The sequence below is a fragment of the Deinococcus malanensis genome (assembly GCF_014647655.1).
Taxonomy (GTDB): Bacteria; Deinococcota; Deinococci; order Deinococcales; family Deinococcaceae; genus Deinococcus; species Deinococcus malanensis.
In genome coordinates this window covers 142,373-167,122 of sequence record NZ_BMPP01000001.1, presented here as the reverse complement: position 1 = coordinate 167,122, position 24,750 = coordinate 142,373, and the positions used below count along the sequence as shown (strand labels likewise).

Below are 24,750 nucleotides of genomic sequence, written 5' to 3'. Positions count from 1 at the left end.
TACCCTGCAGCCAGTTCGTGAATTCGTTCACAGGAGACCTTGCAATGAAAACCCTGATCCTTGGTGCTGGTTACGCGGGCCTTGCCGCCGCCACCAAACTCAAGCCCACGCCCGGCATGGAAACTCTGCTGGTCGAGCAGAACGCCTACCACACCTTTGAAACCCGTCTGCATGAGGCAGCGGCCCACAACACCCGCGTGACCCTGCCTCTGACCCCGCTGCTGCGGGGAACCGGGGTGAATCTCGAGCAGGCACAGGTTGACACGGTCAGTCTGGACGAGAAGGAAGTGCGTCTGAAAGATGGCCGCGTGCTGACCTACGACACCCTGGTCGTGGGCCTGGGTAGCGTCACCAACTTCTACCGCATTCCCGGCCTGGCCGAGAATGCCTCAGAGCTCAAGGATGTGGCTGACGCCGACGAGATCTTCACTTTCGTCAACCGGGCCTACTCGGGTGACTATGTGGGCAACCGTGACATCGTGGTTGGCGGCGCTGGTCTGACCGGTGTGGAACTGGTCACCGAACTCGCGCAGCGCGCTGAGCTGTTGACCAAGGCGCGCGGCCTGCCGCCCTTCCAGATTCACCTCGTTGAGGCCGGCCCGAAGATCCTGCCTGTACTGGACGACGCGCTGCGGGCCAAGGCCCAGCGCACCCTGGAAGGCTACGGCATCAACGTGCTGACCGGACACCGCCTGATGCAGGCCACGGCCGACAGCGTGACGGTGCAGACCGCCGAGGGGGAGCAGAAGATCATTGCCGCCGGCAAGATCATCTGGACCGGGGGCATCCAGGCCCGCGACATCGTCCGGGGCGAGAAGCTGGAGAAAGGCCCCGGTGGCCGCATCGCCGTGGACACCGAATTGCGCGCCAAGGGCTACCCGGACGTATTTATCATCGGGGACATGGGTCTGGCGCTGAACCAGGAAGGCAAACCGGTACCCACCACGGCCCAGCATGCGGGCCAGCAGGGTCGTCTGACGGGCAAGAACCTGATGCATTTGGCCAAAGGACAGCCGCTGGAAGCCTATGAACCTACCACCCTGGGAGAGTTCGTCAGCCTGGGTGGCCTGATGGCCGTGGGCTGGATGAAGCTGCCCTGGAACCAGAAACTGGCCATCACCGGCGGGATCGCTCACGTCATGAAACGTGCCAGCGAGTGGCGCTGGCGGGCCAGCATCGACTGAGGTCAGTAGCGGTCAGGCCGGGGGCAGCTTCGCCTCCGGCTTTTTTTACGCGCCGCGGGGCACTGGAGCAGGTCGGTTCTTCCCTATTCCCAGTCGTCAACCCTCAGGTGTTGAGCACAGCGCAGCCTGACCGCCCTCCACTGTCGGGCCGTGCCACGAAGTTCAGAGATGGCACCATTGGCATGGCGGAACCGTCCGTCGGCCCAGGCTGCGGCGAAGTCGGTTGCCAGCAGGCCGCACAGCAGGATCTGAAGGGCCAGCCCATGCGAAACGATGATTGGGGTGCCGCCCTGGTTCAGAATCTGCGTAAGCGCCTGGCAGAGCCGGCGCTCGACCTCGGCTCGGCTCTCCCCGCCTGGAAAGCCGAAGTCTCCGTTGCCGCCGAACAATTCATGCCCGTGAGTGTTCAGGTCATCGTGGGGGCGCCCGTACCAGTCCCCTGTCTCCATTTCCTGCAATCCGTCTACGACCGTTACAGCGATCCCCAGTGCAGCAGCCAGGGGATGAGCCGTCTGCTGCGCCCGGAGAAACGTGCTGGCATAGACGGCTGGCCGGTTCAGACGCAACGAGGCAAAGGTTGTCCCGCACCGGGCTGCCTGCCGGTGACCGCGCTCACTGAGGACGTCACTCTGGCTCTGTCCGCCACGCAGCACTTTGGGTCCCATAACCAGCGTTTCGGCATGCCGGACCAGAAAGAGTCGTTCCATCAGCCGACGGTACCCTCGAAGAACCCGCGTAAAAACCGACGAAAGTTGGCGTGACAATTTCGGTACACGTGACCGCTCAACTGCCCTTCTGCCAGTTACCGCCCGGCATCCTCCCCGGCCCACTCCTGGAGCAGGTACTGGAGGCGCGTCTGCGCATTGTCCTGGCTGCCGTAGACGCTACGAAGCAACTCGCCGCCCGGCGAGAAGGCCAGCCAGTGGGGGGTGCCTTCGGTCCTCCAGTGCCGGGCGAACGCGCCGTCCAGGTCCAGGGCGACGGGAAAGGGCAGCCGCGCAAAATCACGGGAGAACTTCAGCAGGGTCGGTTCGACATCCTCCCGGGGCAACCGGCGGTGCCCGAAACTGGTATGAACTGCCAGCAGTTGCACCCTGCTCCCGAATTCTGCGTGCAGACGTTTCAGAAACGGAATGCCCCGTGACACACAGCCCGAGCATTCGAGATTAAAGGTCATGACCAGTCCGGGTGCCGTCCAGTGCGCGGGGGGTACCACCGGGTCACCATGCACGAAGTCCTCCTGCAGGGGCCATTCCATGCTGCGAGCGTACAGGGCGGCGCAGGGTTGGACACGGCGCCCTTCTTTCCCAAAAATTTACTCGGACTTTCCGACCTGACTGCCGGCCCACGCTGTCACGGCGGAGCTCTGATAGGCGGCGAGCCCTGGCCGCGCCCGGTCGATGTTGTGGGTAAACCGTTCGTCCTGAATCCACATCAGCGCCAGGGAACGCATCATGTCGGGTGAGGCGTTATAGAACCAGCGTTGAAAATACGCCCGAGGGTGTGCCGCCACCTGCTGCGCCTGCACACCCTCGGGCAAAAACCCTCTGTCCATCAGGGTCAGATATGCCGACGTGAGCTTCTCGCCCTCTTCCTTCAGCTGTGCCCAGTCAGCCCTGGTGTAGTTCCGGGTGCGCTCGTCAGTTTGTCTGCAGGCGTCAGTGTCGCCCCATCGCTCCTGCACCTCGGACTCGTACTGGGCAGGGTCGAATCCATCAAACATGTCACGTAAGTCCTGACTGCTCATGGTGAAACCTCCTTTGTCACGCTCTGCGGCCTCCAGCAGAGACATCACGGTGCCCAGCCTCCGCTGCGCGCGGCTCGCCTGCTCCTGCAACAGGGCCGCCTGCAGCCGCAGCGCACTCAGTTCGGCCTCCGGACCCCCGCCGAGCAGCCGGCCGATCTCCGAAAGGGGGAATCCCAGCTCGCGAAAAGTCAGAATCCGCCACAGCCGAGACAGATCATCGGGGGCATACAGGCGGTAGTTCGCCTCACTGCGGACCGACGGCATCAGCAGGCCCAGGGCGTCGTAGTGATGCAGGGTCCGGACGCTGACGCGGGTCAGCTCCGCCACCTCACCAACCGTCCAGAGTTGTGTACCGGTCATTGGGCACCTCCCCGGCCCAAAGCGTAGGGGCTGACGCAGGGCGAGGGTCAAGAGGGGGAACACAACTGCCCTCACCTGTAGCACCTCCAGGTGCCGATCTGAGGCTGCGCCACATGCCCCGGCCCGTCAGTGTGCTGGTGGACTGGACCCAGCCCCTAGACTGACCTCAATGGCGGCAGCTCCTTTCTGGCCCGCGTTCTGGCGGGGATTCCGGGCACTCGTGCCGCTGTGGCTGGGCATGGTGCCGTTTGCGGTGGCCTACGCGGTGACGGCGCGGGCAGCTGGTCTGGGAGTCTGGGAGACCCAGCTGATGAGCCTGACTGTCTTCGCGGGCGCCAGCCAGTTCGCGGCGGCCGGCCTGTTTGCGTCCGGGGCTTCTGGACTGAGCATCGTAGCCACCACATTTCTGCTGAACGCGCGGCACGTGCTGTACGGCCTGAGCCTCTCGCGCCAGCTGCCCCTGACCCCCAGGGAGCGCGCCCTGGCCGCGCAATTCCTGACCGACGAGGCCTATGGAGTCAGTGTCGTGCATGGGCCCCGCGACCCCACGGGTCTGAGTTTTGCCTTTCTGCTGGGCGCCGAACTGAGCCTGTACGTGATCTGGAATGCCTCGACCCTGGCCGGCGCCCTGGCTGGTGCGGTGCTGCCCGACCCGCAGGCACTGGGCGTGGGTGTGATTTTCCCCCTGGCGTTTCTGGGCCTGCTGGTCCCGCTGCTGGCTGACCGCCTGAATCTGCTGGTAGCTGCGGCTTCCGGGGCAGCAGCATGGCTGCTCTCACGTGTGCTGCCCGGGGGACTGGTGGTGCTGCTGGCTGGCGTGGGCGGAGCGCTGCTGGGGGCCTGGCTCCTGACCCGCCGGGAGCAGCCGGAGGCGCGCCCGTGAGTCCGGCGCTGATCATCCTGATGATGTGGGCCGTAACCTACCCGGCGCGCCTGCTGGGCCTGAGTCTGGGCCGGCTGCACCTGCCGCCCTTCTGGCTGGCGTTTCTGCAGTTTGTACCGGTCAGTGTGTTTGCCGCCCTGGTGGTGCCGGACGTTCTGGGCAGTCCGGAATGGGCCCGGCGGCTGGTCGCCTGCGTCGTGGGCGGCGCCCTGATGTGGCGCACCCGGCACCTGGGGATGGGGCTGCTCGGAGGTTTCGCGGCCTATTGGGCGGCCAGAACACTGGGCTTGTGATGTCACCCCCCATCGGCTCGGGCACCAGCGCCTTTGAGGCGTGGCCTTAGACAGGTATCAGCCCGTTATGAGATCCGGAGTCAGATGAGGGGCAGAGTTGAGCCAGTGGACCACACGCTCCTGCGTACCGCTGGCCGTAGTACGCAACTCAAGAAAAGTGGTGGCGGTATTCTTCAGCCGGAACGTGAGCGCCTCGCCGTTCAGCTCAGGCAACGCCAGCAGATCGCCGATAAGGAACTGGGCGAAGTCATGATGGGTGACCAGAGCCAGCACGTCTCCCTCAGCCGCAGCTGTTCGCAACTGGGCCTTCACGCGGGCTGCGCGTGCGGCGAAGTGCCCATGATCCCAGGGTTCATAGCCGCCGTCCCAACCCTGGCCGTGCAGTTCCGCCGGCCACAGCAGAGGTGGACAGTCCGTCAGCAGCGAGGCGTGGTCGCGGCCGGGAACGGGCGCAAATTGCCCTTCCGGGCCGGTGTTCAGCCCTCCACATTCATAGGCGTCCTGGAGCCCCTGCACCTTGAGTCCCATTGCCTGGGCCAGCGGCGCAGCGGTCTGGACTGCGCGGGTGGTGAGGCTTGAATAGAGGTGCGTGACGCGCTGACATTGTGCGTTACCGACGACCCAGGTGGCCAGCCGCCGTGCCTGCTCGTGACCCAGTTCCGTCAGAGGTGGATCTGCCTGCCTCCCCTCGTAGCAGGGACTGGCGGTTTCCTGCTCCAAGAGGTTATTCACGGACTGTCCGTGTCGGATCAGCAGCAGCTTCACGCGGGCAAGGCTAACACGCTGCAGGAGCCGCTTCCGGTGCACAACTGCGCCAGCGAAGTCACTTACCGCTCTACAGGGTAGGCATAGATACACCGTTACTAGACCTCCCGAGCCCTGAGCGCGCTCCTATCCCCGAGGCCGTCACCCAGGCCCCGGCCCCCGCGCTATGCTGAATGACGCATGACGGGGCAGGCCGGACTACACAAGCTGATCGATGGGAAATACGAGATCGTGCGCGAGATCGCACGGGACGGTCATGTCACCCTCTGGGAAGTTCGCGCCGGCGAGGGAGTGACCCGCCGGGTCGCGTGGTTCGATGTCACGACTCCCGCTGACCGCCAGGCCTTTCACGCCTACCGCACGGCCGTTCGCGCCTTGGCTCCGGCCGGGCTGACCGACGTGGTGGCCCGGCCCGGGGCCTACTACGCCGTGTGGCAGCCCGTCGCTGGAACCCCGCTGGAAGAGTTCCTGGCCCAGCCGGTCAAGCCCGAGGAGACGGTAGAGGCAGTGCGCCATCTCGCGGCACGTCTGGCGATACATAACTTCGCTGTCAGTGACGCGGATATCGTCGTGGAGGGTCACGAACCCCGCGTGGCCTATCTGCGCCCGGTCACCCGGACGCCCGATGACATTGCTCTGCTTAACGCGCCAACCCTGGCTGCACTGAGTGGCGGGCGCGTTCGTCCACGCCGGCAGCCTGGAGCCTGGCTGTCGTTCGTGCCGGGTCTGCTTTTCCTGGGTGGCGCGGTCTACCTGGGTGCCCAGGCAGCCCAGATTTACCTCAATCCACCAGTACAGGAGGTGGTCAGTGTCACCGGCAAGGAGGCCAAGGAGGCCACCCAGCAGCTGGTCCGCGCTGGTTACCGCGTGCAGTACACCGAGGGTCAGGCCGGCAGCCTGCCCATCGGGTCCATCATCCGCCAGGACCCGGCGGGCGGCACGTCCCTGCCGGTGGGGCGCCTGATTACCCTGACTGTCAACAATCCGCCGGCCATTCAGGTGCCGCGTGTTGAAGAAATGACCCTGGCTCAGGCCAAAGCCGCCCTGAAAGACGGCGCACTTACCCTGGGGAAGGTGCTGAAAGTCGATGGCACGCTAACCAATACGGCCGTGGGCCATGTGATTGCACAGATCCCGCAGCCCGGCGCCCAGACCCAGCCCGGACAGTCGGTCCAGGTGATGGTCAGCACCGGCGTGCAGGGCAAGGACACCTGGATTCCCAACCTGACGGGCATGACCTATGAGCAGGCCCGTGACCATGTACGCGCCGCAGGTCTGGTCGTGACCCAGGTGCGCGAAAAACCCAGTGACGAGCCGGAAAACAGCGTGCTGGAGCAGACTCCTTCGCCCTATGTTCGGGTGGCGGTCGGCAGTCCGGTGACCCTCACGGTGGCCACGGCCCGTTACAGCCCGCCGACCCAGCCGGCCGGTAGCCTGCCGTTACCCCCGGTGTATGTTCCGCCCACCCCAACTGCCCCTGAGGAAGCCCCGGAGGACCCCAGCGCCGCCCCCACGGACAGCCCGGCGACAGGGCCTACCGGGCCTGAGACGGCTCCAGCTCCCACTCCGCAGGAGATTCCGGCCACGCCACCGGTCACCGGTCCCAGCCCAGCTCCCGAGCCCCCACCCAGCGCCGAGTTGCCTACCAGCAGTGTCAGCTTCAATTATCAGTTTCCCGAAGATCTGCCGGACGGAACCTACACGGTGGTCGTGCGTGACGCGGACGGCGAGCGTGTGGTCCTGGCACCCACCGAGGCCGGGCAGCTGCGCGGCGCCACAGCCACCAGCGACAATGCCCTGACCGTTCGCGGAAGTGCGGTGTTCGTGATCCGGCGTGACGGCGCAGAGTATGCCACGGTCAACCCCTGAACCACGTATTGGGCCAGGTGCTGGGCCGCCGTTCCACTGACGCTCTTCCAAGATGATCTACCTCGATTACGCTGCCACGCACCCCATGACCCCCGAGGCCCTGGCGGCCTATGCCCAGGCTGCCGCTCTGCCGGGCAACCCGGCCAGCGTTCATGCCGCCGGACAGGCCGCCCGCGAGGCCATGGAAGAAGGCCGGAGCCGCGTGGCAGCCGTGTTGGGGGTAGATCCGCGGACCCTGACGGTCAACAGCGGCGGCACCGAGGGAGACAACCATGTCCTTCTGGGTACGGCCCTGGCATGGCACGAGACCCACGGCCGGGCAGGTCACCTGATCACCACCCTGACCGAGCATTCCGCGGTCCTGGCCCCCGCCCGCTGGCTGGAAAAGCAGGGCTGGGCCGTCACCTTCCTGGAACCGGACCGGCATGGGCGTTATGCCGCGGCCCAGCTGGAGGCCGCGCTGCGTGATGACACCGCTCTGGTGTCAATCCACCACGCCAACAACGAACTGGGCACCGTTCAGGACACGCCGGCTCTGGCAGCCATTGCGGCAGCACGTGGCGTGCCGTACCACACCGACGCGGTCCAGGCACCGGGCGTGCTGCCGGTCCATTTGCCCGGCTGGGGGGTCACCTTCGCCACTTTCAGTGCCCACAAGTGGGGCGGGCCGCGGGGCGTGGGCTTTCTGTATGTCCAGCGCGGGACTGTGCTGCCTCCGCTTGTTTACGGAGGCGGACAGGAAAGTGGGCTGCGGCCCGGCACCCAGAACACGGCTGGGGTCTATTCCGCCGGGGTCGCCCTGACGCATGCCGAAGCGCAGCGCGAGCCAACCCTTGCGCATCTCAGCCGCCTTCGCGAACGCTTTGTACAGGCAGTGACCGATATTCCGGATGTGCACGTCAACCATCCGCTGGAAGGAAGCCCCAAGGTGGCCAGCCTGACGCTGCCGGGCACCGACGGCGAAGCCCTGCTGATGAATCTGGACATGCTGGGCATCTGCGCCAGCGCCGGCAGTGCCTGCTCGGCCGGCACCATGCAGGCCAGCCATGTCCTCACGGCCACCGGCCTGAGTGAGGCCGACGCCCGCAGCACGCTGCGTTTCAGCTTCGGTGCTGCCACGACCGAGGCAGAAGTGGACGCAGCCGCTTCTGCGCTGGCCCAGGCCGCGCAGTGGAGCCGGAGCTGATTGATCACACCGCCAGTGGCAGCGTGGTCCACCGTCAGAAAGATGCCCTGGCGGTCGTTCTGTAGCCAGGCCTGGAAAGCGCGGGGCTGTCCGGACAGGCAGGAGGCCCAGGCGCAGTTCGTTGGCGGCGGTCCACAATCTACGCGTCCTTGCCTGGTGTTCTGTTTGAGGCAGGTGAACCCTGTAAGTTCGCGGGTCCGGCTGGAAGCCCTCTGCCGCACGCTGGCAGGCTGAGCCTGGGCACCTGCTACGACACAGACACGGCAGGCCAGTTTGGTCCCGGCTTTTTCAACAGAGACCTGGAGTAATCGCCCATCAGACCCTGCGCGGCAAGAGAGGAATTGATCCGCTGCATCTGGCGGTACAGGACTTCAAAGGATGCGTCCCAGGGGCGCTGAGTGAGGTCGATCCGAACTGCATTCCCGGGCAGTTCGACGACGTGGGCGCCCAGGTCCTGCAACTGCCTGAAGTCGAACCGGTCCCTGATTTCCGGTCCGACATAGTTCCGCACGGCTGCACTTTCGAACCCGTACTTGTGAACGGTGCGGGTTCGCAGCATCTGATTGAAGGCCGTCACCTGCTCGGACTCCCCTGGCCAGTCGAAGGCCAGCCCGCCGTAGACCGGCTGGAACAGGGCACACAGGTCGTCCGCAAAGCGAAACAGGTCTTCCAGGCTGCGCGGCCCGCTGTCAGAAAACACAGCGAACGGAGAGAGCCTCGGACGCACCAAAGAACCGACCGAGAACTCGTAGGCCGGTGCCGTACGACGGAAGAATACCGGCAGAGCGTGCGCGTCAGAATCTGCCAGAAGCCGTATAAAGTGCTCCTCGTCAAAAGGCACGTTCCGCTTTCCGGAATCCGGGTCGTCGTACAGGTCAAACTTCTCGGGAGGCAGGTCATGGGCCAGCAGCAGGGCCAGCAGCTGCTCAAACACGGCCAGGTCCGCCAGCCGGCCTTCCTTGCCGTGGCGGGCCTCCTCCAGCGAGATGGCAACACTGCCCAGCTGTTCCATGTGCATCATTGTCCTCCAGCCGTCTGCGGGTCCACGCTGCCCGAGCCCACCAGCTGGCGCACGTCCTCAAGCGGCACCGGCTTCCAGGCCATCCGGTCCTTTCCGATCGATTCCCAGTTGTACCACTCACCAGAAGCAGGGTCACGGCGCAGCACAATCAGATCCTCACCCGCCGCCTCACGGGCCAGGGTTCCGCTGGGGCGGACCTGAGGTGAGTCGCTGGAGAGAACGACGATAAATTTCTTGCCTTCGCTCAGGGCCCCCTCGTATTCGGCACGCAACTGCCGGGTGAAATGCTGAACATCCACGTCCCCGGACAGCGCCTTGATGTCGGCCCACACAGTGTCGGACACGGCGTCGGGGCGCACGGCGACCTCTACGCCGTCCACGCTGGTGGTATACACCACCGGCTTCCTGGAATCTCCATCGCGCGTGGTGTTGTAGTTGTTGTTCTCCATCCCGGTGGCGTCAATGGCCGCGTTCTCCTGCATCAGGCCGCGCAGCTGGTTGGCGTGGGCACGCTGGGCTCTGGGCAGCCAGTTTTCAAAGGACTCCGCACTCTGCCTCGCGTTGAGCTTGTTCTTCTGGTAGCGCTCGTACCGGATGGGCCACACCTCGGTCGGTCCAGCCTGATCGATGCGGTTGCGGAAGGCAGCGTATTCCTCAGGAGATAGGTGCGGAAAATCGGCATTTTCGATGATGCCCATTCCCACACGGTCTCCGGCGGTCTGCGCGCGGGCCAGATAATTGGCTTCCTGACGCCGCAGGCTGCGCGCTTCAGCGCTCAGACGCTTCGTATCGGGGTGATCCTTGCCCAGGCGCTGCGCCTCAGCCTCGCGCCAGGCAGCCATGTCACCATGTTTGCGGGCCTCGATTTCCAGTTCCCACCGTCGGCTGCCCACCGTGGTCACGTCGTCACCCGTCAGGCGCTGTACGCGGTTCTTCAGCTGCCCGGGCACGCTGGTATCCGCACGCGCTTCGACCGCGTGGCGCTGATGGATGCGGACGTCATTCGGGTGGGCCGTGAGCGAATGGGCGACCTGGGTCCGGCCGAAGTGAAACCCGGTGATCTCGCTGGAATTGCCGGGCAGGTGCGGATCGGATGCGGTCGGCATCACACCCGCACGGTTTCCGGTCACGTTGTTGACCCGGTCACCGGCCCGAGTCCCAAGAGCGCTGCCCGCCTTGTGCGCCCTGACCTGCACCCGTCCGGCAGCGCCTGGAAGACGGGTGCTCGCCGCGCCTACACCGGTCCCGATGGCCAGCATCATCAGGGCTTCGGGACTGGTGAGGTTTTTCAGCGCCGCGCCCAGAGAGGCGCCGCCGATCATGTCGCCCACCACGTTGCCGCCCAGGTCGAAGCTGGTGCTGATGGTAAATCCTGCTGCCTTCTGGGTCAGCCCACTGCCGATCAGTCCGGCGCTGCCCAGCTTCCCTGCAATCAGGCCACCTGCTCCACCCAGCGCACCCCCCGCCGCGCCAATCAGGGCTGCCTTGCCTACCCCGTCGAACAGGCTCTTGCGGTCTCCGTCAGCCAGACCGATGTTGTCCACCGCATTGTTGCCCATCTGCATCACGACGCCGCTGGCCGCGCCGACCAGCGCGCCGCCCACCACCGCTCCAATGGCCCCAGCCGCCGCTCCGGCGCCCAGTGCGCCCGCCATGGCACCCACCGCCGCAATGACTGCCGGTCCGGCCACCACGGCCACGACGATAATCACCGCGACCATCAGGGCGATCTTGACCCAGGACTTCCAGCGTGGCTGCACCTGCGCAGCTGCCTTTGCAGCGTTTTCACGGATGCTGACGTCTTCCTGCGCGAAGTTCTGTTCCAGGGCACCTTTCAGCGCAGGAACAGTGGCACGCAGCTCCGCAGGCAGGCCCTTCAAAGCGCGGGCGTACAGGGTCTCCAGGCCCTGACCAAGCTGTTCCAGAGTGGCACCGGTGGTCTGACTTTCCTGTGAAGTGCCCTGCTGATGCTCCTGCTGCAGGCGCTGAAACAGGGCCAGGGCCTGGGTCACGATGCCCTGCGCTCCCTGGTCAAACTGTCCGGCTGTCTGGGTCCCCTGAACCACGGCAGCCCGGGCTGTTTGCCCGAAACCCTGTTCTGCCTGCGCCGCTCCCTGGCTGAGTCCGGTGGTCACGCGGGTCAGGCCCTGGCGCAGGCTGAGCTGCGAGCGCTGCACGCTGCGGGTAATTCCCTGCTGGGTCCGCGCCAGGGCCGCGCGCAACTGCGACGGGTCCGGAGCCTGGCTCCCGCGGACCTGCCGGTCGAAGGCGCCCAGGCTGGCCTCCAGCTGGGCCGCGATCTGAGCCGCGCTGCGGTGCACAGCCGCCGTGGCATTGCCCACCTGTCCCTGAAGAGCAGCGGTCTGCGCCTGGGCCTGAGAGGCTATGACACTGATCTGTGCGCTCTCCACGGCACTCAGGCTGTTCAGTGTGCCTGCAAGTTGGGTCCGGATCGCGGCGCTCAGGCTCTGGTAGGCCTGCTGCGCCTGCTGCCGGGCCCGCCGCTCGCGCGCCCTCAGCCTTATGTCAGAGGCGTCCAGTTGCGAGCACAGCAGTTTCTCGGTGTCCTGTAGAGCCAGATCAATATTCTTGAGGTCCTTGCCCAGGCCGCCTTCAGGGCCCATCAGATGATCGGCTTCCTCGTCGGCATTCTCGCGGAAGCCGGGCTGGTAGGCCGCGCCCACATCACGCGCTGCGCCAGCCCTGGCCTTCCAGCGGTTGTCGGTCAGCGGACCATCGAGAAGACTGTCGTCCTTTCCGGTCACGTTGGCCTCGTAAGCCTGTGCCTGGGTCTCGGCGCGCTCCCGTGCCACCTGCCCGACCTGATCGCCCGCCTGCCCGTACAGCACCCTGACCTGCTCGTAGGCTGCCTGGACCTCTGTTTTCTGGGTACGCACCTGCACACGGGCCGCCTGAACCGTCTTTGTGTGCTGCTGCTGGTTTCTGACCTTTGCAGCCTGCGTCGCCAGCGGCAGGGCCGCGATGGCCCCCCCATGCCGTGCGGCAAGCTGTGCACTGGCCGCCGCCGCACGGGCGCGGGCACGTCCCTTTTGCTGCGCAACTCCAGTACGGACGACGCCCTGCTGCCTGGACGCCCCCGCGAGCACGCGCTTGTGGGCAAGGGCCGCATTCGTCCGGATCTGCCGGCTCAGGGACTGCGCCTGCCGCTGGACCAGCCGCACCTGAGCGCGGTTGCGCTTCAGGAAGGCACCGGCCATGACATTGGCTACCTTTCGCCGCTGTCCGGCAGCCTTCAGTGCCTTTCGGGCACAGACCCCTGCGGCTTTTAGCTTCCGGCGGTTCAGTTTCGGTGCAGCAAAGGCGGTCCGCGCAGGGCTTCTTGAGGGGGAAACCATGGGTTGTACAGGGAAACTCAGAGCCGCAGCCGACTTAGGCAGGACCCGGGGCTTTGGCACAGGCTGAATCCGCATTCCGGAAACGGCAGTCTTGCGGCCACTGACCCGCGGCAGGGTGGTCTGTGCGTACGCCTGAGGGAGAGCTTTCAGAGGGCCGACCGCCTGACGCTGGGCGGCCTTTACAGCCTGGGCATGCTGGGCAATCCCCGCTACCGGGCGCCTCGCGGGCACGACCCGCTTCACCTGTGAGCTGACGACCGGAGGGCGCCCAGGGAGGAGCGTGGCACCCTCTGGCAACTGCGCGTGGGCCCTGGCCGGTCCACCCTGACCCCCATCCTTCCGGCGCTGGTCAAACATAACCTATGTTACCGTTGCTCTTGCTGGCTCTTCCGGGCGTTTTCGCTTGCATTGGCAGCAAGGCCGGAGCAGGAAGCCCAGAACTGCCAGACTGACCCCATGAGTCTTCCGCCTTGCAGCGTGGCTGAACATCTTCTGCTCGAAGCCGGGCTGCTCAATCCCGGGCCCTGGGTCGCCCATTCGCGGCAGGTCGCACTGGCGGCCCGTCATATTGCCCAACGGCATCCTGAGCTGGATCCTGAGCGGGCTTACGTTCTGGGCCTGCTGCACGATATCGGACGGCGTACGGGTCCCAACCGGGACCGTCATATTCTGGACGGTTATGATTATCTGACCGGGCTGGGATTCACGGACGCCGCGCGCATCGCCCTGACGCACTCGTTTGTGCTGCCGGGCCTGGACACCCTGCAGGGCGAGTGGGACGGCACGCCTGAGGAACTACGCCGGCTGGAGATCCTGGTCGGGCAGGCACATCAGACCGAGGAAGACCGGCTGCTCCAGCTGTGTGATCTGCTTGCCCTGGCAGACGGCTTCTGCACGGTGCACGAGCGCATGGTGGACGTTGCCCTGCGTTACAGCGTAAACGCCCGGACGGCCGACAAGTGGCGCGCCCAGCTGAGCCTGAAGGCGCACTTCGATCAGGCCTGCCGCGTCAACGTCTATCGGCTGCTCCCGGGGCTCTGCGAGCGACTGCTGGCGTAACGATCGGCAGCAAGAGCAAAGAGCCCGCACCGAAGTGCGGGCTCCTCTTTCAGCTTCAGTCTTATTCGAACTGAGCCAGCACCTGTTCAAGACGCTCTTTCTGGGCACTGAAGTCAGTAACGCGGCGGCGTTCCTCCTCGATCACCTCGGCGGGGGCGCGGGCCACGAAGCCCTCGTTGCTCAGCTTGCCCTGCGCCTGCCTGATCTGCTTGTCCAGCTCCAGCAGACGCTTTTTCTGCTTACCGAGCCAGTCACCAATGTCCACGGTGCCTTCCAGCGGCGCACGGATAATCACGCCCTGTTCGACGGCGCTGAGGGTCCGGCCCTCCAGGCTGTCGACCACGGTCACCCGGGCGATGCTCTCGACCACACGGGCGTTCTCCTGCACCGTGGCCGCCTGGTCCCCTTCCACCATCACGCCCAGGCGGTCCTGGGGGCTCAGGCCCAGTTCACTCTTGAGGCTGCGCGCTGCGCTCACCGCGGCGCGCAGGGCGTCGAAGGCGCGGGTGGCTTCGGCGTCATGCAGCGCTTCGTTGACCTGAGGCCAGACCCGCAGGGCCAGCTGCCGGCGGTGCCCCAGCGCCTCGTACAGCTCGCTGGTGATAAACGGCATGAAGGGGTGCAGCAGCTTCAGGATGTGCTCCAGCACAGCTTTGAGGGTCGCCAGGGTACCCAGGCGGCCTTCGGCGAGCGCGGGCTTGGCGGCCTCGATGTACCAGTCGCAGAACTCGTCCCAGGTGAAGCTGTACAGCGTGCGGATGGCGGCCCCGATATCGAAGGCGTCGAGCTGCGCCGTCGCCTCCTGCGTCACCTCATTCAGTCGGCTGATAATCCAGCGGTCGGCCAGCGTCAGATCGTCGCGGGTCCGCAGCACACCCAGCACCTCCTGACTGCGCAGCAGGTCAGCGTTGCCGGGCACCACGGCGCGGCGCACGTAGGCACTCAGGTCATGATCGTCTGTCAGATTCGCCGCGGCCTCACCCAGGCGCATCAGCGCAAATCGGGTGGCGTTCCACAGCTTGTTGGCAAAGTTGCGGCCCTGCTCGAAGCGGCGCGGGTCGTGCTTGATGTCCTGGCCGCCGGTAGACAGGAAGGTGAAGGCAAAGCGGCAGGCGTCCACCCCGTACTGGTCGAACAGCTCCAGCGGGTCCACCCCGTTGCCCTTGCTCTTGGACATCTTCTGGCCTTTGGCGTCCAGATACAGGCCGTGCAGCATGACGGTCGAGAACGGCGCCTGACCGGTCAGGCCGTAGCCGGCCATCTGCATCCGGGCCACCCAGAAAAACAGGATGTCGTAGCCGGTCACCAGCACCTGCGTGGGATAGAACTTGCGGAAGTCCTCAGCGTCGGTGTCGGGCCAGCCCAGGGTGGAAAACGGCCACAGGTTGCTGGAAAACCAGGTGTCGAACACATCGGGATCGCGGCGCAGGGTCTGGTGGGCGTAGCGGGGGTCCTTGTCGCAGTCCAGATCCGGTTTCTCAGGGTCTGGCACGTAGATGTTGCCCTCGTCGTCATACCACGCCGGAATCTGGTGTCCCCACCACAGCTGCCTGGAGATGTTCCAGTCGCGGATGTTTTCCAGCCAGTCGCGGTTGACCTTGGTGTAGCGCTCGGGCGTGAGTCTGATCTCGCCCTTGTCCAGGCCCTGAAGCACCTGGTCGGCAAAGGGCTTCATGCGCACGAACCACTGGGTGCTCACGATGGGCTCAACCGGCACCTTGGTGCGCTCGCTGAGGCCGATGGCCGTGTCGTGGTCCTTCTCTTCCAGCAGTTCACCGGATTCCTGCAGGGCTTTGACCACCGCCTTGCGCGCGGCGAAGCGCTCCAGCCCCCGGAAGGCCTCCGGAACCAGCTCACCAGCCAGGTGGCCCTGCAGGTCAATGACGCTGGGCCGTGCCAGGCCATGCCGCTCGCCCACCTCAAAGTCGGTGGGGTCGTGTGCAGGCGTGATCTTCAGCGCACCGACCCCGAACTCCATCTCCACGGCTTCGTCCGCAATGATCGGCACGGTACGGTCCGTCAGCGGAATGCGCGCCTGCTGACCGATCAGGTGGGTAAAGCGGGGATCGGCCGGGTGCACCGCGATGGCCTGATCCGCGAAAATCGTTTCCGGGCGCACCGTAGCAATGCGGATTTCGCCGGCTTCACCATTGCTGGCCGCTGCACCGGGATCAGCCAGCCTGTACGACAGGGTGTACATCTTGCCCTTGCGCACTTCACGGTCGATTTCCAGTTCCGAGAGGGTGGTCTGGCTGGCCGGGTCCCAGTTCACGATGCGCTCGCCGCGGTAGGCCGCGCCCTCGTGGTACAGCCGCACGAACTGATGACGCACCGCCTTGGACAGCCCCTCGTCCATGGTGAAGCGCTCGCGGGTCCAGTCGGCGCTGACACCCAGCCGGGTCAGCTGGTTCAGGATGGTGCCGCCGGACTCTTCCTTCCAGGACCACACCTTCTCCAGAAACGCTTCCCGGCCCAGATCGTAGCGACTGAGCCCCTGTTCCTTAAGTTGCCGTTCCACGACCACCTGGGTGCTGATCCCGGCGTGGTCCGTGCCCGGCAGGAACAGCGCCTCGAAGCCCCGCATGCGCTTGAAGCGGATCAGGGTATCGATCAGGGTGTTGTCCAGCGCGTGTCCCAGGTGCAGGCTTCCGGTCACGTTGGGCGGCGGAATCACGATAGTAAAGGGCTCACGGCCGCTGCTGGCGTCAGCGCGGAACGGCTCGGTGCGCCAGCGGCTGGCCCACTGCGGCTCCACGCTCTGCGGCTCGAACTGCTTGGCCAGCGGCCCTTCGGTCTCGGTCAGGTGATCAGTCGTGTCGGTCATGTGCGTTCTCCTTGAGCAGCAGCCTGAGCTGTGGCAGGGCGGCTTCGTAGCCGTAGCCGGGAATAAGTTCGGGGTGATCGAGCGGCGCAAAACGGCACAGGAAAGTCATGCCCTGGTCGTCGTCCCCGCCGCTGACGTGATGTGCCCAACGGCTGGGGGTGTCCAGTGGCGCGCGCAGCCAGTAGTAGTGCCACACCTGGGACTTCTCTGCGCGGGTCCAGAGCCAGGAGGCCATATGGACAGGAGCATCCAGGTTCAGGCCGACTTCTTCATGCGTTTCGCGCCGCGCCGTGTGGTCTGGCGTCTCGTCAGGGTCCACACCACCGGCCGGCACCTGCACGCCTGCGTCCGGATATTCGGCAGTGTGCTCGAACACCAGCAGTTCGTCGTGCCGGCGGGTAACATACACCAGCACCCGTTCCCGCAAACCCCGGCCCTGCGCCGCGGCGCGCGCTTCCTGAAAGGGCAGCGCGTATCCCGTCTGTTCGACTGTCTGCGTCATCCGAACCTCCCGTGCGGGCCAAAAAAATCCCGTCCGCCGGAACCTGCCTTTGTGACAGGTTCTGTGCGGACGAGACGAATGGAAGAGTCCCGTGGTACCACCGCGTTTCCCCTGCATATCGTCAGGGGCGCTCTGGCGCGCTGTACCGGGCGCACCCGGACGGCTCTACTGGCCCCCGGTGTGACAGGGGCGTTCTTCCGTCGTGCTCGCGGGTGACGTTCTCCGGTGGCGGTCCGGCCCAGGCTCTCAGTCGCGGCCCAGGGCTCCCTGTCGGGGCCATCCCGGGTACTCTTCCCGGTCACTGCCCAGGAAGTCTACGGGTCTCGGGGTCCGGATTTCAATCGGCCTGTTGGCGGATGGTGCCAGCGCCCGTGCAGCGCAGCATCTGCAGGTGCACGACCCGGATGATTTTACCCGGTGCCACGGGCAGGTACGAGATACGCGCGGCCTCACCCTGAATCCACAAATCACCCTGCCGGGTATTCTCAGACAGCCAGACAGAGTAACCGGCAATGCAGTCAGGAAGCCACCGGTCGGCAGAACCGGTCTACAGTCTTGGCTCTTCCGGTCCCTGCAGCAGTTCAAAGCGGTACAGCATGGGCTTTTTCATCAGACCGCGCGAAACCGCCACCGTGGCCTGCCGGTAGGGCACGCCAGTCACGCCCGCACCACCCTGAAAGGTCAGCACCTCAGAGCCGACCCGCGCGCCGAGCTCCCCCATTTCCAAGACCCCTTCAGCACGGCTGAGCACGTCATAGGGATGCTCGATCAGGACCGTCAGCTTCACCGTCTGGCCAGCCAGGCTGCGCAGAGGGTTTCCGGCATGCGCAAAACTGGTCCGGACCTCGTCCGCCACGCGCTCGCGGGTCACTTTCAGGCTCAGGGCATACTCCCCGACCGGAAACAGCACCTCGCGGATCAATGTGACCCCGTCCCCCTCTGCAGCACGGAAGGCCACCAGCAGCGCTTCCCGGCGGTTGCGGATCAGCGTGACAGGTGCCGCCGAACGGCTCTGCATCGGAAAGTCGCCGCGCTGAATAATGCGCTCGGCGTGCAGCAGGGTGTCCTCCCGGGTGCGGTAACTGCGCTGAAGCACGCTCTCGTGCGGGTGCCAGTGTCCGGCTGAGTCACGGACCATCCAGTCAATCCACAGTTCAAAGCGGTCCTGAAAGCGCCAGGACGGGTGAGCAGCTGCCCTTGCCGGGCCTGCTGCCGCCTCGCGTCCTACGTCCTCACGTTCGCGCCGGGTATCGTCCGGGGTCCCTCGTGTAATGGCGCTCATGACTCCTCCGGGTACATCATGGAGCATGCCGGACCCGGCATGGTGGGAATGCGAGAACCGGGATCAGCAGGGCGCTGCGCATCAGGCAAGCTCGATCAGGCCCGCAGCCAGAAATGGGCGCAGCGTTTCGAGCAGAGTCCGCGGTGGTTGCGGACTGCGCTCGAGCAGACTGCGCACGGTCGTCCCCCCCTGCACCCGGCTCAGGGCCTCGTACTGCGCACGCGTGACAGGCTGCGCCTCGGTCCAGCGGGGAGTAAAGCGCAGGGTGCGGTCCCAGTCCGGGAATGCCTGAAGGAGGGGGGTCCAGCTTTCGTGGTCGTCCAGCATGCGCCTCAGGGCTGCGTCACGTCGTAAGGCCAGGGTGCGGTTGGGCGCGGGCTCGTCCGCCTCGAAGACAAAGGTGCCCTCGGTAACGCTGCACACCACCTGCAACCCGGCGTCTCCGCTCAGGGTCCAGGCCTGGGCGTGCACAAGCTCACCAGGGTCAAGCCACAGCTGTCCGCCACGTGGATGATCCAAGCTCAGTCTTCCTGCCCGGCCACTGGCGAGCAACATCTGCATCACGGACAGAAGCGGGAAAACAGTCAGATCGCCGCGTACCATATGCCCCGCAGTGTAATGCCGATTGCCCGCACTTGCATCTGGCAGACACATGCGACAATGCCGCCTATGCCTGACGCCGCGCTGTCCACGCTGCTTTCCCTGTGCGCCGCTGACGCCCTGGGCGCGGCCACCGAGTTCAAGACTCCGGAGGTGATTCATGCGCGCTACACCCTGCCCTTCGACCACTACCAGGAAGGCAGCGTGTTCGGGTTCGCTCCCGGCGAAGCCACCGACGACAGCCAGATGGTGGTCGCAACCCTGCTGGGGTACGCGCGGGGTGAGGGAACCGGTGGAGTGTGGAGGGCCCTTCAGGAGTGGCTGGCCACCGGTCCACCGGATGTAGGTGGCCTGACGCGAGCGGCCCTGCAGCACGCGGGACCGGACGGTGGGGTGCACGCGTGGGAGGCCAGCGGTTTCCAGAGTGCGGGAAACGGAGGCCTGATGCGCGTGGCTGCCGCCTGGATCGCGGGCTTCCGGGGCGATGACCTGGCGCGTGAATCCGCCGTCCTGACCGCCCTGACCCACGCGGACCCGCGCTGCGTGCATGCCTCGGTGGTGCTGACCGCCTGCATGGAGGCGCTGTCCAGCGGCGGCTCCTCTACCGATGCTGCTGCCCACGGCCTGCGGGTGATGGACGCCCTGAACGCAGAGGCCACGCTGCTGGACGCCGGACTGTTCAGCACTGCCACGCTGCGGGCGCAGATGGCGTTCCGCGGCCGCGACCGGGAGGCCCGAGCCAGTGTGCGGGGGCGCGTGCGTGCAGGCCTCGACGGTCTGCTTACCTCCCAGAGCGGCTTCGTACTCGATACCCTGGAGGCAGCCCTGAAGCACGCCAGGGCCGGGTCGTGGCTGGAATGCGTGCAGCCGGCGGTGCTGCTGGGCGATGACAGCGACACGGTGGCCTGCGTGGTCGGCGCCCTTGCCGGCGCGCGTGGCCTGCCTGTTCCCGGGCCGCTGCTTGCTCCATTGCGCCTGGGACACAGCTGGCCCGACTGGAAACGGGACTGGCTGTGCCTGGAGCATCTGCCTGACATTGTCCAGGCTGCCCAGCGGGCCTGAGACAACCTGCGGTCCTGGGGGTATGCTATATTTCTACGGTTGCCCGCTACGCACATCCAGGTCTTCCTGGCAGACGTGGCGGAGGAGGCAAATATGAAAAAGGATATCCACCCCAAAGCAGTTCCTACCAAGATCATCTACCAGGGCAAGGTCGTTATGGAAACCCTGAGCACCCGCCCCGAGATCCACGTGGATGTCTGGAGTGGCGTTCACCCCTTCTGGACTGGCGAAGAGCGCTTCGTGGACACCGAGGGTCGCGTGGACAAGTTCAACAAGCGTTTCGGCGACAGCTACCGCAACAAGAAGAAGTAATCCGGATCTTCAGCCGCCCCGCCGCCCTGGTGGGGCGGTTCTTTACGTATGTGGACGGCCCGGGAAGTGGAGGCCGGACACGTCCACCACCCTCAGGGGTGGAGCGCCCAGCAGACTTTGCAGAAGTTTGCCACGGGGTACGGCATCGCCCCAGGGCTTCCAGCCCATCCGCCATCTCAGGGCATCTGGCATACTCGCGGACGTGCTGAAGTCCCCCTATTCCGGCGGTCACCTGGAGGTCATTGTCGGTCCGATGTTCAGCGGGAAAAGCGAGGAACTGATCCGCCGCGTCACCCGCGCCCTGATTGCCCGGCAGCGGGTGCAGGTGTTCAAACCTGCCGTGGACGACCGCTACCACGAGTCAGCGGTGGCCAGCCACACCGGGCGCACCGTCGGGGCCCTGGCGGTCGGCGATGTGGCCGACATTCGGGCTCACCTGAGCGGTGAAGGCCCGCTGCTGCAGGCATCCGCAGAGATGCCGGACGTGATCGGAATTGACGAGATTCAGTTTTTCGGGTCGGAACTGGTGCCTCTGGCCTTGGAGCTGGCCGACGCCGGTGTACGGGTTATTCTGGCCGGACTGGATCTGGACTTCCGCGCCGAGCCATTTGGCTGCATGCCCGATCTGCTGGCCCGCGCCGAGAGTGTCGAGAAGCTCACCGCCATCTGTACCCAATGTGGGGCCCCGGCCACCCGGTCGCAGCGCCTGATCAGTGGGAGGCCGGCCCGCTTCGACGATCCGGTCGTGCTGGTCGGCGCGCAGGAAAGTTATGAGGCCCGCTGCCGGCTACACCACGTTGTGATTCACTGACGCTAAGACCTGACCGGCGGCCCAGCGATACTCCTCGCGCCAGACCTCACCCCGCCGGATAAAAGGCATGGTTGTGCCCAGGACGCGGTGTCCGCCCTTGACCGCTGCCCGCACCAGGACGCGGGGGTCCAGGCCCGGATACAACGTGCGGGCAAAGGCCACGTCGTCGCGCACGTCCAGGGTCTCCCCGCTGGCGACCGAGTCGGTGCCCAGGGCAATTTCGACCCCCGCAGCCGCGAACGCCGCCCATGGGAACACGCCGCATTCCAGATGATGGTTGCTGCGCGGGCAGGTCACGACTGCGCAGCCGGCGCGGGCCACCCGGGCGATATCGTCCGCGGTCACGTTGGCCATGTGAATCAGGGTGGGCCGGGCACCAAGTACTCCCAGTTCATCGAGGTAGCGCACCGGGGTCAGGTCCGGTTCGGGGTCACGGCCGATAATGTCCGCGAAGGTGGCAGGGTACAGGCTGGGCATGCGGTTTTCCCACAGGGGACCGCCCCCGGTGCGGAACAGTTCCGGTTCACTGGGATGTTCCGCCACATGGATCTGCAGCGGCAGGCCCTCACCAGCCGCGTACTCGGCCAGGAGCCTCATCAGACGGTGGCTGACGGTATAGGGCGTGTGCGGCGAGACGCCGACCCGGGGGCCCCCGGGACGTTCCTTGGCCCGCCAGGCCTCGATCTGGGTACGGGCAGCGCGGAAGACCTCGTCGGCCCGCTCGGACTGGGGGCTCAGCACCTCGAAATACAGCACCCCTGGCAGGTCCTCACGCGCCAGCAGGGTGTCCATCACCTCGGGCGACCAGACGATGTCGCCCACCGCACCGGTACCCAGCCGCGAGAGGGTGTCTGCGCCAGCCACAGCGGCACCAAGCCCCCTATGCTGGCGCCCGGCAATCACCACCTCTGGAATCCACTGGAAATAGGGCAGCGCCTGGAACGCATAGGCGCTCATATCCAGGTGGGTGTGGGCATTGACCGGGGGCGGGGCAATGACGCCCCCGACCAGTTCCTCGCGGGCGTGCGGATAGGCGTGGCGCAGCGCTCCCGGGTCTCCGGTGGCTGCCACGGTGTCGCCGACCACCACCACGCCACCCGGACTCTGCGCGCCGCCCATCCCGGTGTACAGCACGTTGCACACCAGCAGCCGGGGGATATGGGGGTCACTCAGGTCAGCAGTCATGCACAGCATGCTAAAGCGCGGGCTCCTGCCCACGGTCAGGGCAGGGGCCAGCGCCGATATCTTCAGCTCAGCTGACGGATACGGCCAGCCAGTTCCGGCGCAATGACGTCCGGGCCGCGCTCCAGCAGCTCACGAGGCAGGAACCAGCGGGCCCGGGTTTCAAACTCGCTGGTGAAGAAGCTGGCCATGCCCGTCGCCCGCCGGTCCACTTCCAGAATGACATCCAGGCCGCCATTGGCCGGCAGCATCACGAGTTCCAGTTCCGTGAGCTTGTACTGGCCGTGCGGGGGACGGAAGCTGAGCTCCTGCACCAGACGGCCATGGGCGTACTCGGTCTCGGCCGTCTTGAGCGTAAAGCCCAGGCGCTGGGCAGCGCCGATCACCGCTTCCATCCCGGCACTGGGCAGCACTCGCAGCGGGTCCTGGTCACCAGGATCAATCCCACCGGCGACATCGGCGTCCGTAAAAACCCACACGTCCGATCCGGGCAGAGAGAGCGGCGTGCCAGGCTCGACACGCAGCGTGAAAGGGAACTCGCGTGTCTCGCCAGGGCGGATGGTGAACGCAGGCACGACCATCTCGGACTGCAGGGTGTGGTTCAGGTAGCTGTCCTCGTGCTTGTATCGGGTGGCCAGACCAACATTGATGCGCTGCACCTGCTGTTCGACCTGCCCGCCCTGAACATGGATGGTGCCGCGCAGTTCCTCACCCACACGCACCTCGGCCCTGCTCAGCCGGGTGTCCACCCGGGCCGCACCAACCCCCACCGCTGCCATCATCTTCTTCAGAAATCCCATACGCCTCCCCCTACGTGCCCGGTCCTGGTCGGGTTCCCGGCCCCCGGGCTCAGCCGGACTTGCGACGCGACTTTTCTTTGGAAGGTTTAACTGTTACGGGTACTGCTTCTATCCGTCCTGCAGGGCGCGCAGGCCGCAGCGCCGGCGACACCAGCGGGACAGAAGGCGCCGGCTGCGCGGCCAGCAGCGCCGCCCCGACGATCCCCGCCTCATTCTGGAGCGCCGCTGGAACGAAACGGCTGCGCTCGAGGCGGATATGCTCCTGCCATTTCTCGGCCTTCTTGCTCACGCCGCCACCGATAATGAACAGGTCCGGGCTGAACAGCAGTTCCAGATGCTGCAGGTAGCCACTGACGCGTTTGCTCCACTGTTTCCAGTTCAGGTCATCGCGCTCACGGGCCCGGTCGGAGGCCCAGGTCTCGGCATGATGCTCGCGCAGCCACAGATGACCCAGTTCGGTGTTGGGCACCAGCACGCCGTTGTGAACCAGTGCGCTGCCGATGCCCGTGCCGAAGGTCAGCACCAGAACGGTGCCGTCCACGCCACGGCCGGCCCCAAATTTGGCCTCGGCCAGTCCGGCAGCGTCGGCGTCGTTGAGCAGACGGACGTCCCGGCCCGTGGCCTGCGTGAACAGGGCGTCGGCGTCCAGCCCGATCCAGCCCTTATCCACGTTGGCAGCGCTCAGGGTGCGGCCCTGCTGCACGATTCCCGGGAAGGTCACCCCGACGGGTCCATCGAGACCAAAATGCTCCACGAGCTGCGCGACCACCCGCTGAACATCCTCAGGGCGGGCCCCCTCCGGGGTGGGAATGCGGTGGCGCTCGCCGGCCAGCTGCCCGGTACTCACGTTGACAGGCGCACCCTTGATCCCGCTGCCCCCGATATCGATGCCCAGAATCACGCTCATGGGCTCTAGCGTAGCGGATCAGGCAGGGCTCACACTTGGACGGGGTGCAATTTTGGACTCCAGGCGCTATACCATAGGTCAGCCTATGGATTTGTCTTCGTTGCGGGAGCGCCAGAAAGAGCGCCGCCGCGCCCGTATTTACAGTGTTGCCATTGAACTGTTCAAGCGGAGCGGCTTTCAGACCACCACCGCGACCGACATTGCGCGGGCCAGCAACGTGTCTCGCGGCACGTTTTTTAATTATTACCCCTACAAGGAGGCTGTGCTGCTGGATTATGGCAGCGAGGTCATGGACCGCCTGCGCGACCATGCCGAGCAGCGCCTGCTGGACGGCGTGCCGCCCCTGAGCGTGCTGTACGAGGTCTGGGACCTGCTGGCCGAGGAGAACTCCCGGGAGCGTGACCTGTTTCCGCCACTGGCCTACGAGGTCATGAATCCCAATCCTGAGCGGGCCCGCACGGCGTACCAGGCGCTGCCGCTGAGCAAGGTCATCGAACTGATCCTGCGTCCGCTGCACCAGAGCGGGCAGATGCGCCCGGATCTCAGCCTGCAGCGCATCAGCAACCTGATTGCGGATACCTACCTGATGGTCGCGCTGCGCTGGAGCGCTTACGGAACGGAGCGCACCCTGCAGGAGGAAATGCGGCTGGCCCTGAACCTGCTGCTTGAGGGCGCGCTGAAGCGCGACCCGCCCCGGTCCTGAGGCACTGAACAATCCGCGGGGCCTGGGGAACGTCCTCCCCTT

At 65.8% G+C, this 24,750-nt stretch carries 23 protein-coding genes; 10 read left to right on the top strand and 13 right to left on the bottom strand.

The genetic code is table 11. The features are described 5' to 3' along the window. Positions 1-44: 44 nt before the first annotated feature. The gene (locus IEY49_RS00920) at positions 45-1,184 is read left to right on the top strand and encodes an NAD(P)/FAD-dependent oxidoreductase (RefSeq protein ID WP_189003654.1); all 1,140 of its coding nucleotides are present in this window, start codon (positions 45-47) and stop codon (positions 1,182-1,184) included. 83 nt (positions 1,185-1,267) lie between these two features. Here the strand turns inward: IEY49_RS00920 and IEY49_RS00915 are convergent, their stop codons facing one another. The 3 genes from IEY49_RS00915 to IEY49_RS00905 form a co-directional block, all read right to left on the bottom strand. Next, positions 1,268-1,891, bottom strand: a complete 624-nt coding sequence (locus IEY49_RS00915; protein ID WP_189003652.1) for a histidine phosphatase family protein — start codon at positions 1,889-1,891, stop codon at positions 1,268-1,270. Positions 1,892-1,986: 95 nt separating this feature from the next. Beyond that, entirely contained in the window at positions 1,987-2,442 is a 456-nt protein-coding gene (locus IEY49_RS00910) for a TlpA family protein disulfide reductase (protein WP_189003650.1), read from the bottom strand. A 57-nt stretch (positions 2,443-2,499) separates the two neighbouring features. Next, positions 2,500-3,291 carry a MerR family transcriptional regulator gene (locus IEY49_RS00905; RefSeq protein ID WP_189003649.1) on the bottom strand — a complete coding sequence of 264 codons (792 nt, stop codon included), beginning with the start codon at positions 3,289-3,291 and terminating at the stop codon, positions 2,500-2,502. A gap of 169 nt (positions 3,292-3,460) precedes the next feature. Here IEY49_RS00905 and IEY49_RS00900 point away from each other — a divergent pair, with 169 nt between their 5' ends. Further along, positions 3,461-4,174 (top strand): AzlC family ABC transporter permease, encoded by a 714-nt coding sequence (locus IEY49_RS00900; protein ID WP_189003647.1) that lies wholly within the window; start codon positions 3,461-3,463, stop codon positions 4,172-4,174. Then, positions 4,171-4,467 (top strand): AzlD domain-containing protein, encoded by a 297-nt coding sequence (locus IEY49_RS00895; protein ID WP_189003645.1) that lies wholly within the window; start codon positions 4,171-4,173, stop codon positions 4,465-4,467. The genes IEY49_RS00900 and IEY49_RS00895 overlap by 4 nt, the downstream gene beginning before the upstream one ends. Positions 4,468-4,524: 57 nt before the next feature. Here IEY49_RS00895 and IEY49_RS00890 read toward each other — a convergent pair whose 3' ends face one another. After that, positions 4,525-5,232, bottom strand: a complete 708-nt coding sequence (locus tag IEY49_RS00890) for a histidine phosphatase family protein (protein WP_189003643.1) — start codon at positions 5,230-5,232, stop codon at positions 4,525-4,527. 180 nt (positions 5,233-5,412) lie between these two features. On the opposite strand from IEY49_RS00890, the gene IEY49_RS00885 reads away from it, so the two are divergent. Beyond that, the gene (locus IEY49_RS00885) at positions 5,413-7,101 is read left to right on the top strand and encodes a PASTA domain-containing protein (RefSeq protein WP_189003641.1); all 1,689 of its coding nucleotides are present in this window, start codon (positions 5,413-5,415) and stop codon (positions 7,099-7,101) included. A 52-nt stretch (positions 7,102-7,153) separates the two neighbouring features. Beyond that, a complete protein-coding gene (locus IEY49_RS00880; RefSeq protein ID WP_189003640.1) occupies positions 7,154-8,287 on the top strand; it encodes a cysteine desulfurase family protein in 1,134 nt (377 codons plus the stop codon). A 247-nt stretch (positions 8,288-8,534) separates the two neighbouring features. Here IEY49_RS00880 and IEY49_RS00875 read toward each other — a convergent pair whose 3' ends face one another. After that, a complete protein-coding gene (locus tag IEY49_RS00875) occupies positions 8,535-9,305 on the bottom strand; it encodes a hypothetical protein (protein ID WP_189003638.1) in 771 nt (256 codons plus the stop codon). Then, positions 9,305-12,526 carry a hypothetical protein gene (locus tag IEY49_RS00870; protein WP_189003636.1) on the bottom strand — a complete coding sequence of 1,074 codons (3,222 nt, stop codon included), beginning with the start codon at positions 12,524-12,526 and terminating at the stop codon, positions 9,305-9,307. The genes IEY49_RS00875 and IEY49_RS00870 overlap by 1 nt, the downstream gene beginning before the upstream one ends. Before the next feature lie 594 nt (positions 12,527-13,120). Here IEY49_RS00870 and IEY49_RS00865 point away from each other — a divergent pair. Then, a complete protein-coding gene (locus IEY49_RS00865) occupies positions 13,121-13,723 on the top strand; it encodes an HD domain-containing protein (protein ID WP_189003634.1) in 603 nt (200 codons plus the stop codon). 61 nt (positions 13,724-13,784) lie between these two features. Here IEY49_RS00865 and IEY49_RS00860 read toward each other — a convergent pair whose 3' ends face one another. From IEY49_RS00860 to IEY49_RS00845, 4 genes are all read right to left on the bottom strand, one after another. Continuing rightward, the gene (locus IEY49_RS00860; RefSeq protein WP_189003632.1) at positions 13,785-16,547 is read right to left on the bottom strand and encodes a valine--tRNA ligase; all 2,763 of its coding nucleotides are present in this window, start codon (positions 16,545-16,547) and stop codon (positions 13,785-13,787) included. Then, the gene (locus tag IEY49_RS00855; RefSeq protein ID WP_189003630.1) at positions 16,531-17,049 is read right to left on the bottom strand and encodes an NUDIX hydrolase; all 519 of its coding nucleotides are present in this window, start codon (positions 17,047-17,049) and stop codon (positions 16,531-16,533) included. The genes IEY49_RS00860 and IEY49_RS00855 overlap by 17 nt, the downstream gene beginning before the upstream one ends. A gap of 547 nt (positions 17,050-17,596) precedes the next feature. Then, on the bottom strand, positions 17,597-18,331 hold the full coding sequence (locus IEY49_RS00850) for a hypothetical protein (protein WP_229780562.1): 735 nt from the start codon (positions 18,329-18,331) through the stop codon (positions 17,597-17,599). An 81-nt stretch (positions 18,332-18,412) separates the two neighbouring features. Next, the gene (locus IEY49_RS00845; RefSeq protein ID WP_189003628.1) at positions 18,413-18,934 is read right to left on the bottom strand and encodes a DUF4388 domain-containing protein; all 522 of its coding nucleotides are present in this window, start codon (positions 18,932-18,934) and stop codon (positions 18,413-18,415) included. A 66-nt stretch (positions 18,935-19,000) separates the two neighbouring features. Here IEY49_RS00845 and IEY49_RS00840 point away from each other — a divergent pair, with 66 nt between their 5' ends. The 3 genes from IEY49_RS00840 to IEY49_RS00830 all read left to right on the top strand — a co-directional run bounded on the left by IEY49_RS00840 (position 19,001) and on the right by IEY49_RS00830 (position 21,116). Further along, complete coding sequence (locus IEY49_RS00840; RefSeq protein WP_189003627.1) at positions 19,001-19,993, top strand: ADP-ribosylglycohydrolase family protein; 993 nt, start codon at positions 19,001-19,003, stop codon at positions 19,991-19,993. Positions 19,994-20,086: 93 nt separating this feature from the next. Next, positions 20,087-20,305 (top strand): 50S ribosomal protein L31, encoded by a 219-nt coding sequence (gene rpmE / locus IEY49_RS00835; protein WP_012692645.1) that lies wholly within the window; start codon positions 20,087-20,089, stop codon positions 20,303-20,305. A gap of 202 nt (positions 20,306-20,507) precedes the next feature. Beyond that, on the top strand, positions 20,508-21,116 hold the full coding sequence (locus IEY49_RS00830; RefSeq protein ID WP_189003625.1) for a thymidine kinase: 609 nt from the start codon (positions 20,508-20,510) through the stop codon (positions 21,114-21,116). On the opposite strand, the gene IEY49_RS00825 is transcribed toward IEY49_RS00830, so the two are convergent. The 3 genes from IEY49_RS00825 to ppgK all read right to left on the bottom strand — a co-directional run bounded on the left by IEY49_RS00825 (position 21,093) and on the right by ppgK (position 24,005). Continuing rightward, entirely contained in the window at positions 21,093-22,301 is a 1,209-nt protein-coding gene (locus IEY49_RS00825; protein ID WP_229780561.1) for an amidohydrolase family protein, read from the bottom strand. The two genes, IEY49_RS00830 and IEY49_RS00825, sit on opposite strands and share 24 nt — an antisense overlap. A 62-nt stretch (positions 22,302-22,363) precedes the next feature. Then, positions 22,364-23,098 carry a sporulation protein gene (locus tag IEY49_RS00820; protein ID WP_189003621.1) on the bottom strand — a complete coding sequence of 245 codons (735 nt, stop codon included), beginning with the start codon at positions 23,096-23,098 and terminating at the stop codon, positions 22,364-22,366. Between the two features lie 49 nt (positions 23,099-23,147). Next, entirely contained in the window at positions 23,148-24,005 is an 858-nt protein-coding gene (ppgK, locus tag IEY49_RS00815; protein ID WP_189003620.1) for a polyphosphate--glucose phosphotransferase, read from the bottom strand. A gap of 85 nt (positions 24,006-24,090) precedes the next feature. Here ppgK and IEY49_RS00810 point away from each other — a divergent pair, with 85 nt between their 5' ends. Further along, a complete protein-coding gene (locus IEY49_RS00810; protein WP_189003618.1) occupies positions 24,091-24,708 on the top strand; it encodes a TetR/AcrR family transcriptional regulator in 618 nt (205 codons plus the stop codon). Positions 24,709-24,750 lie beyond the last annotated feature (42 nt).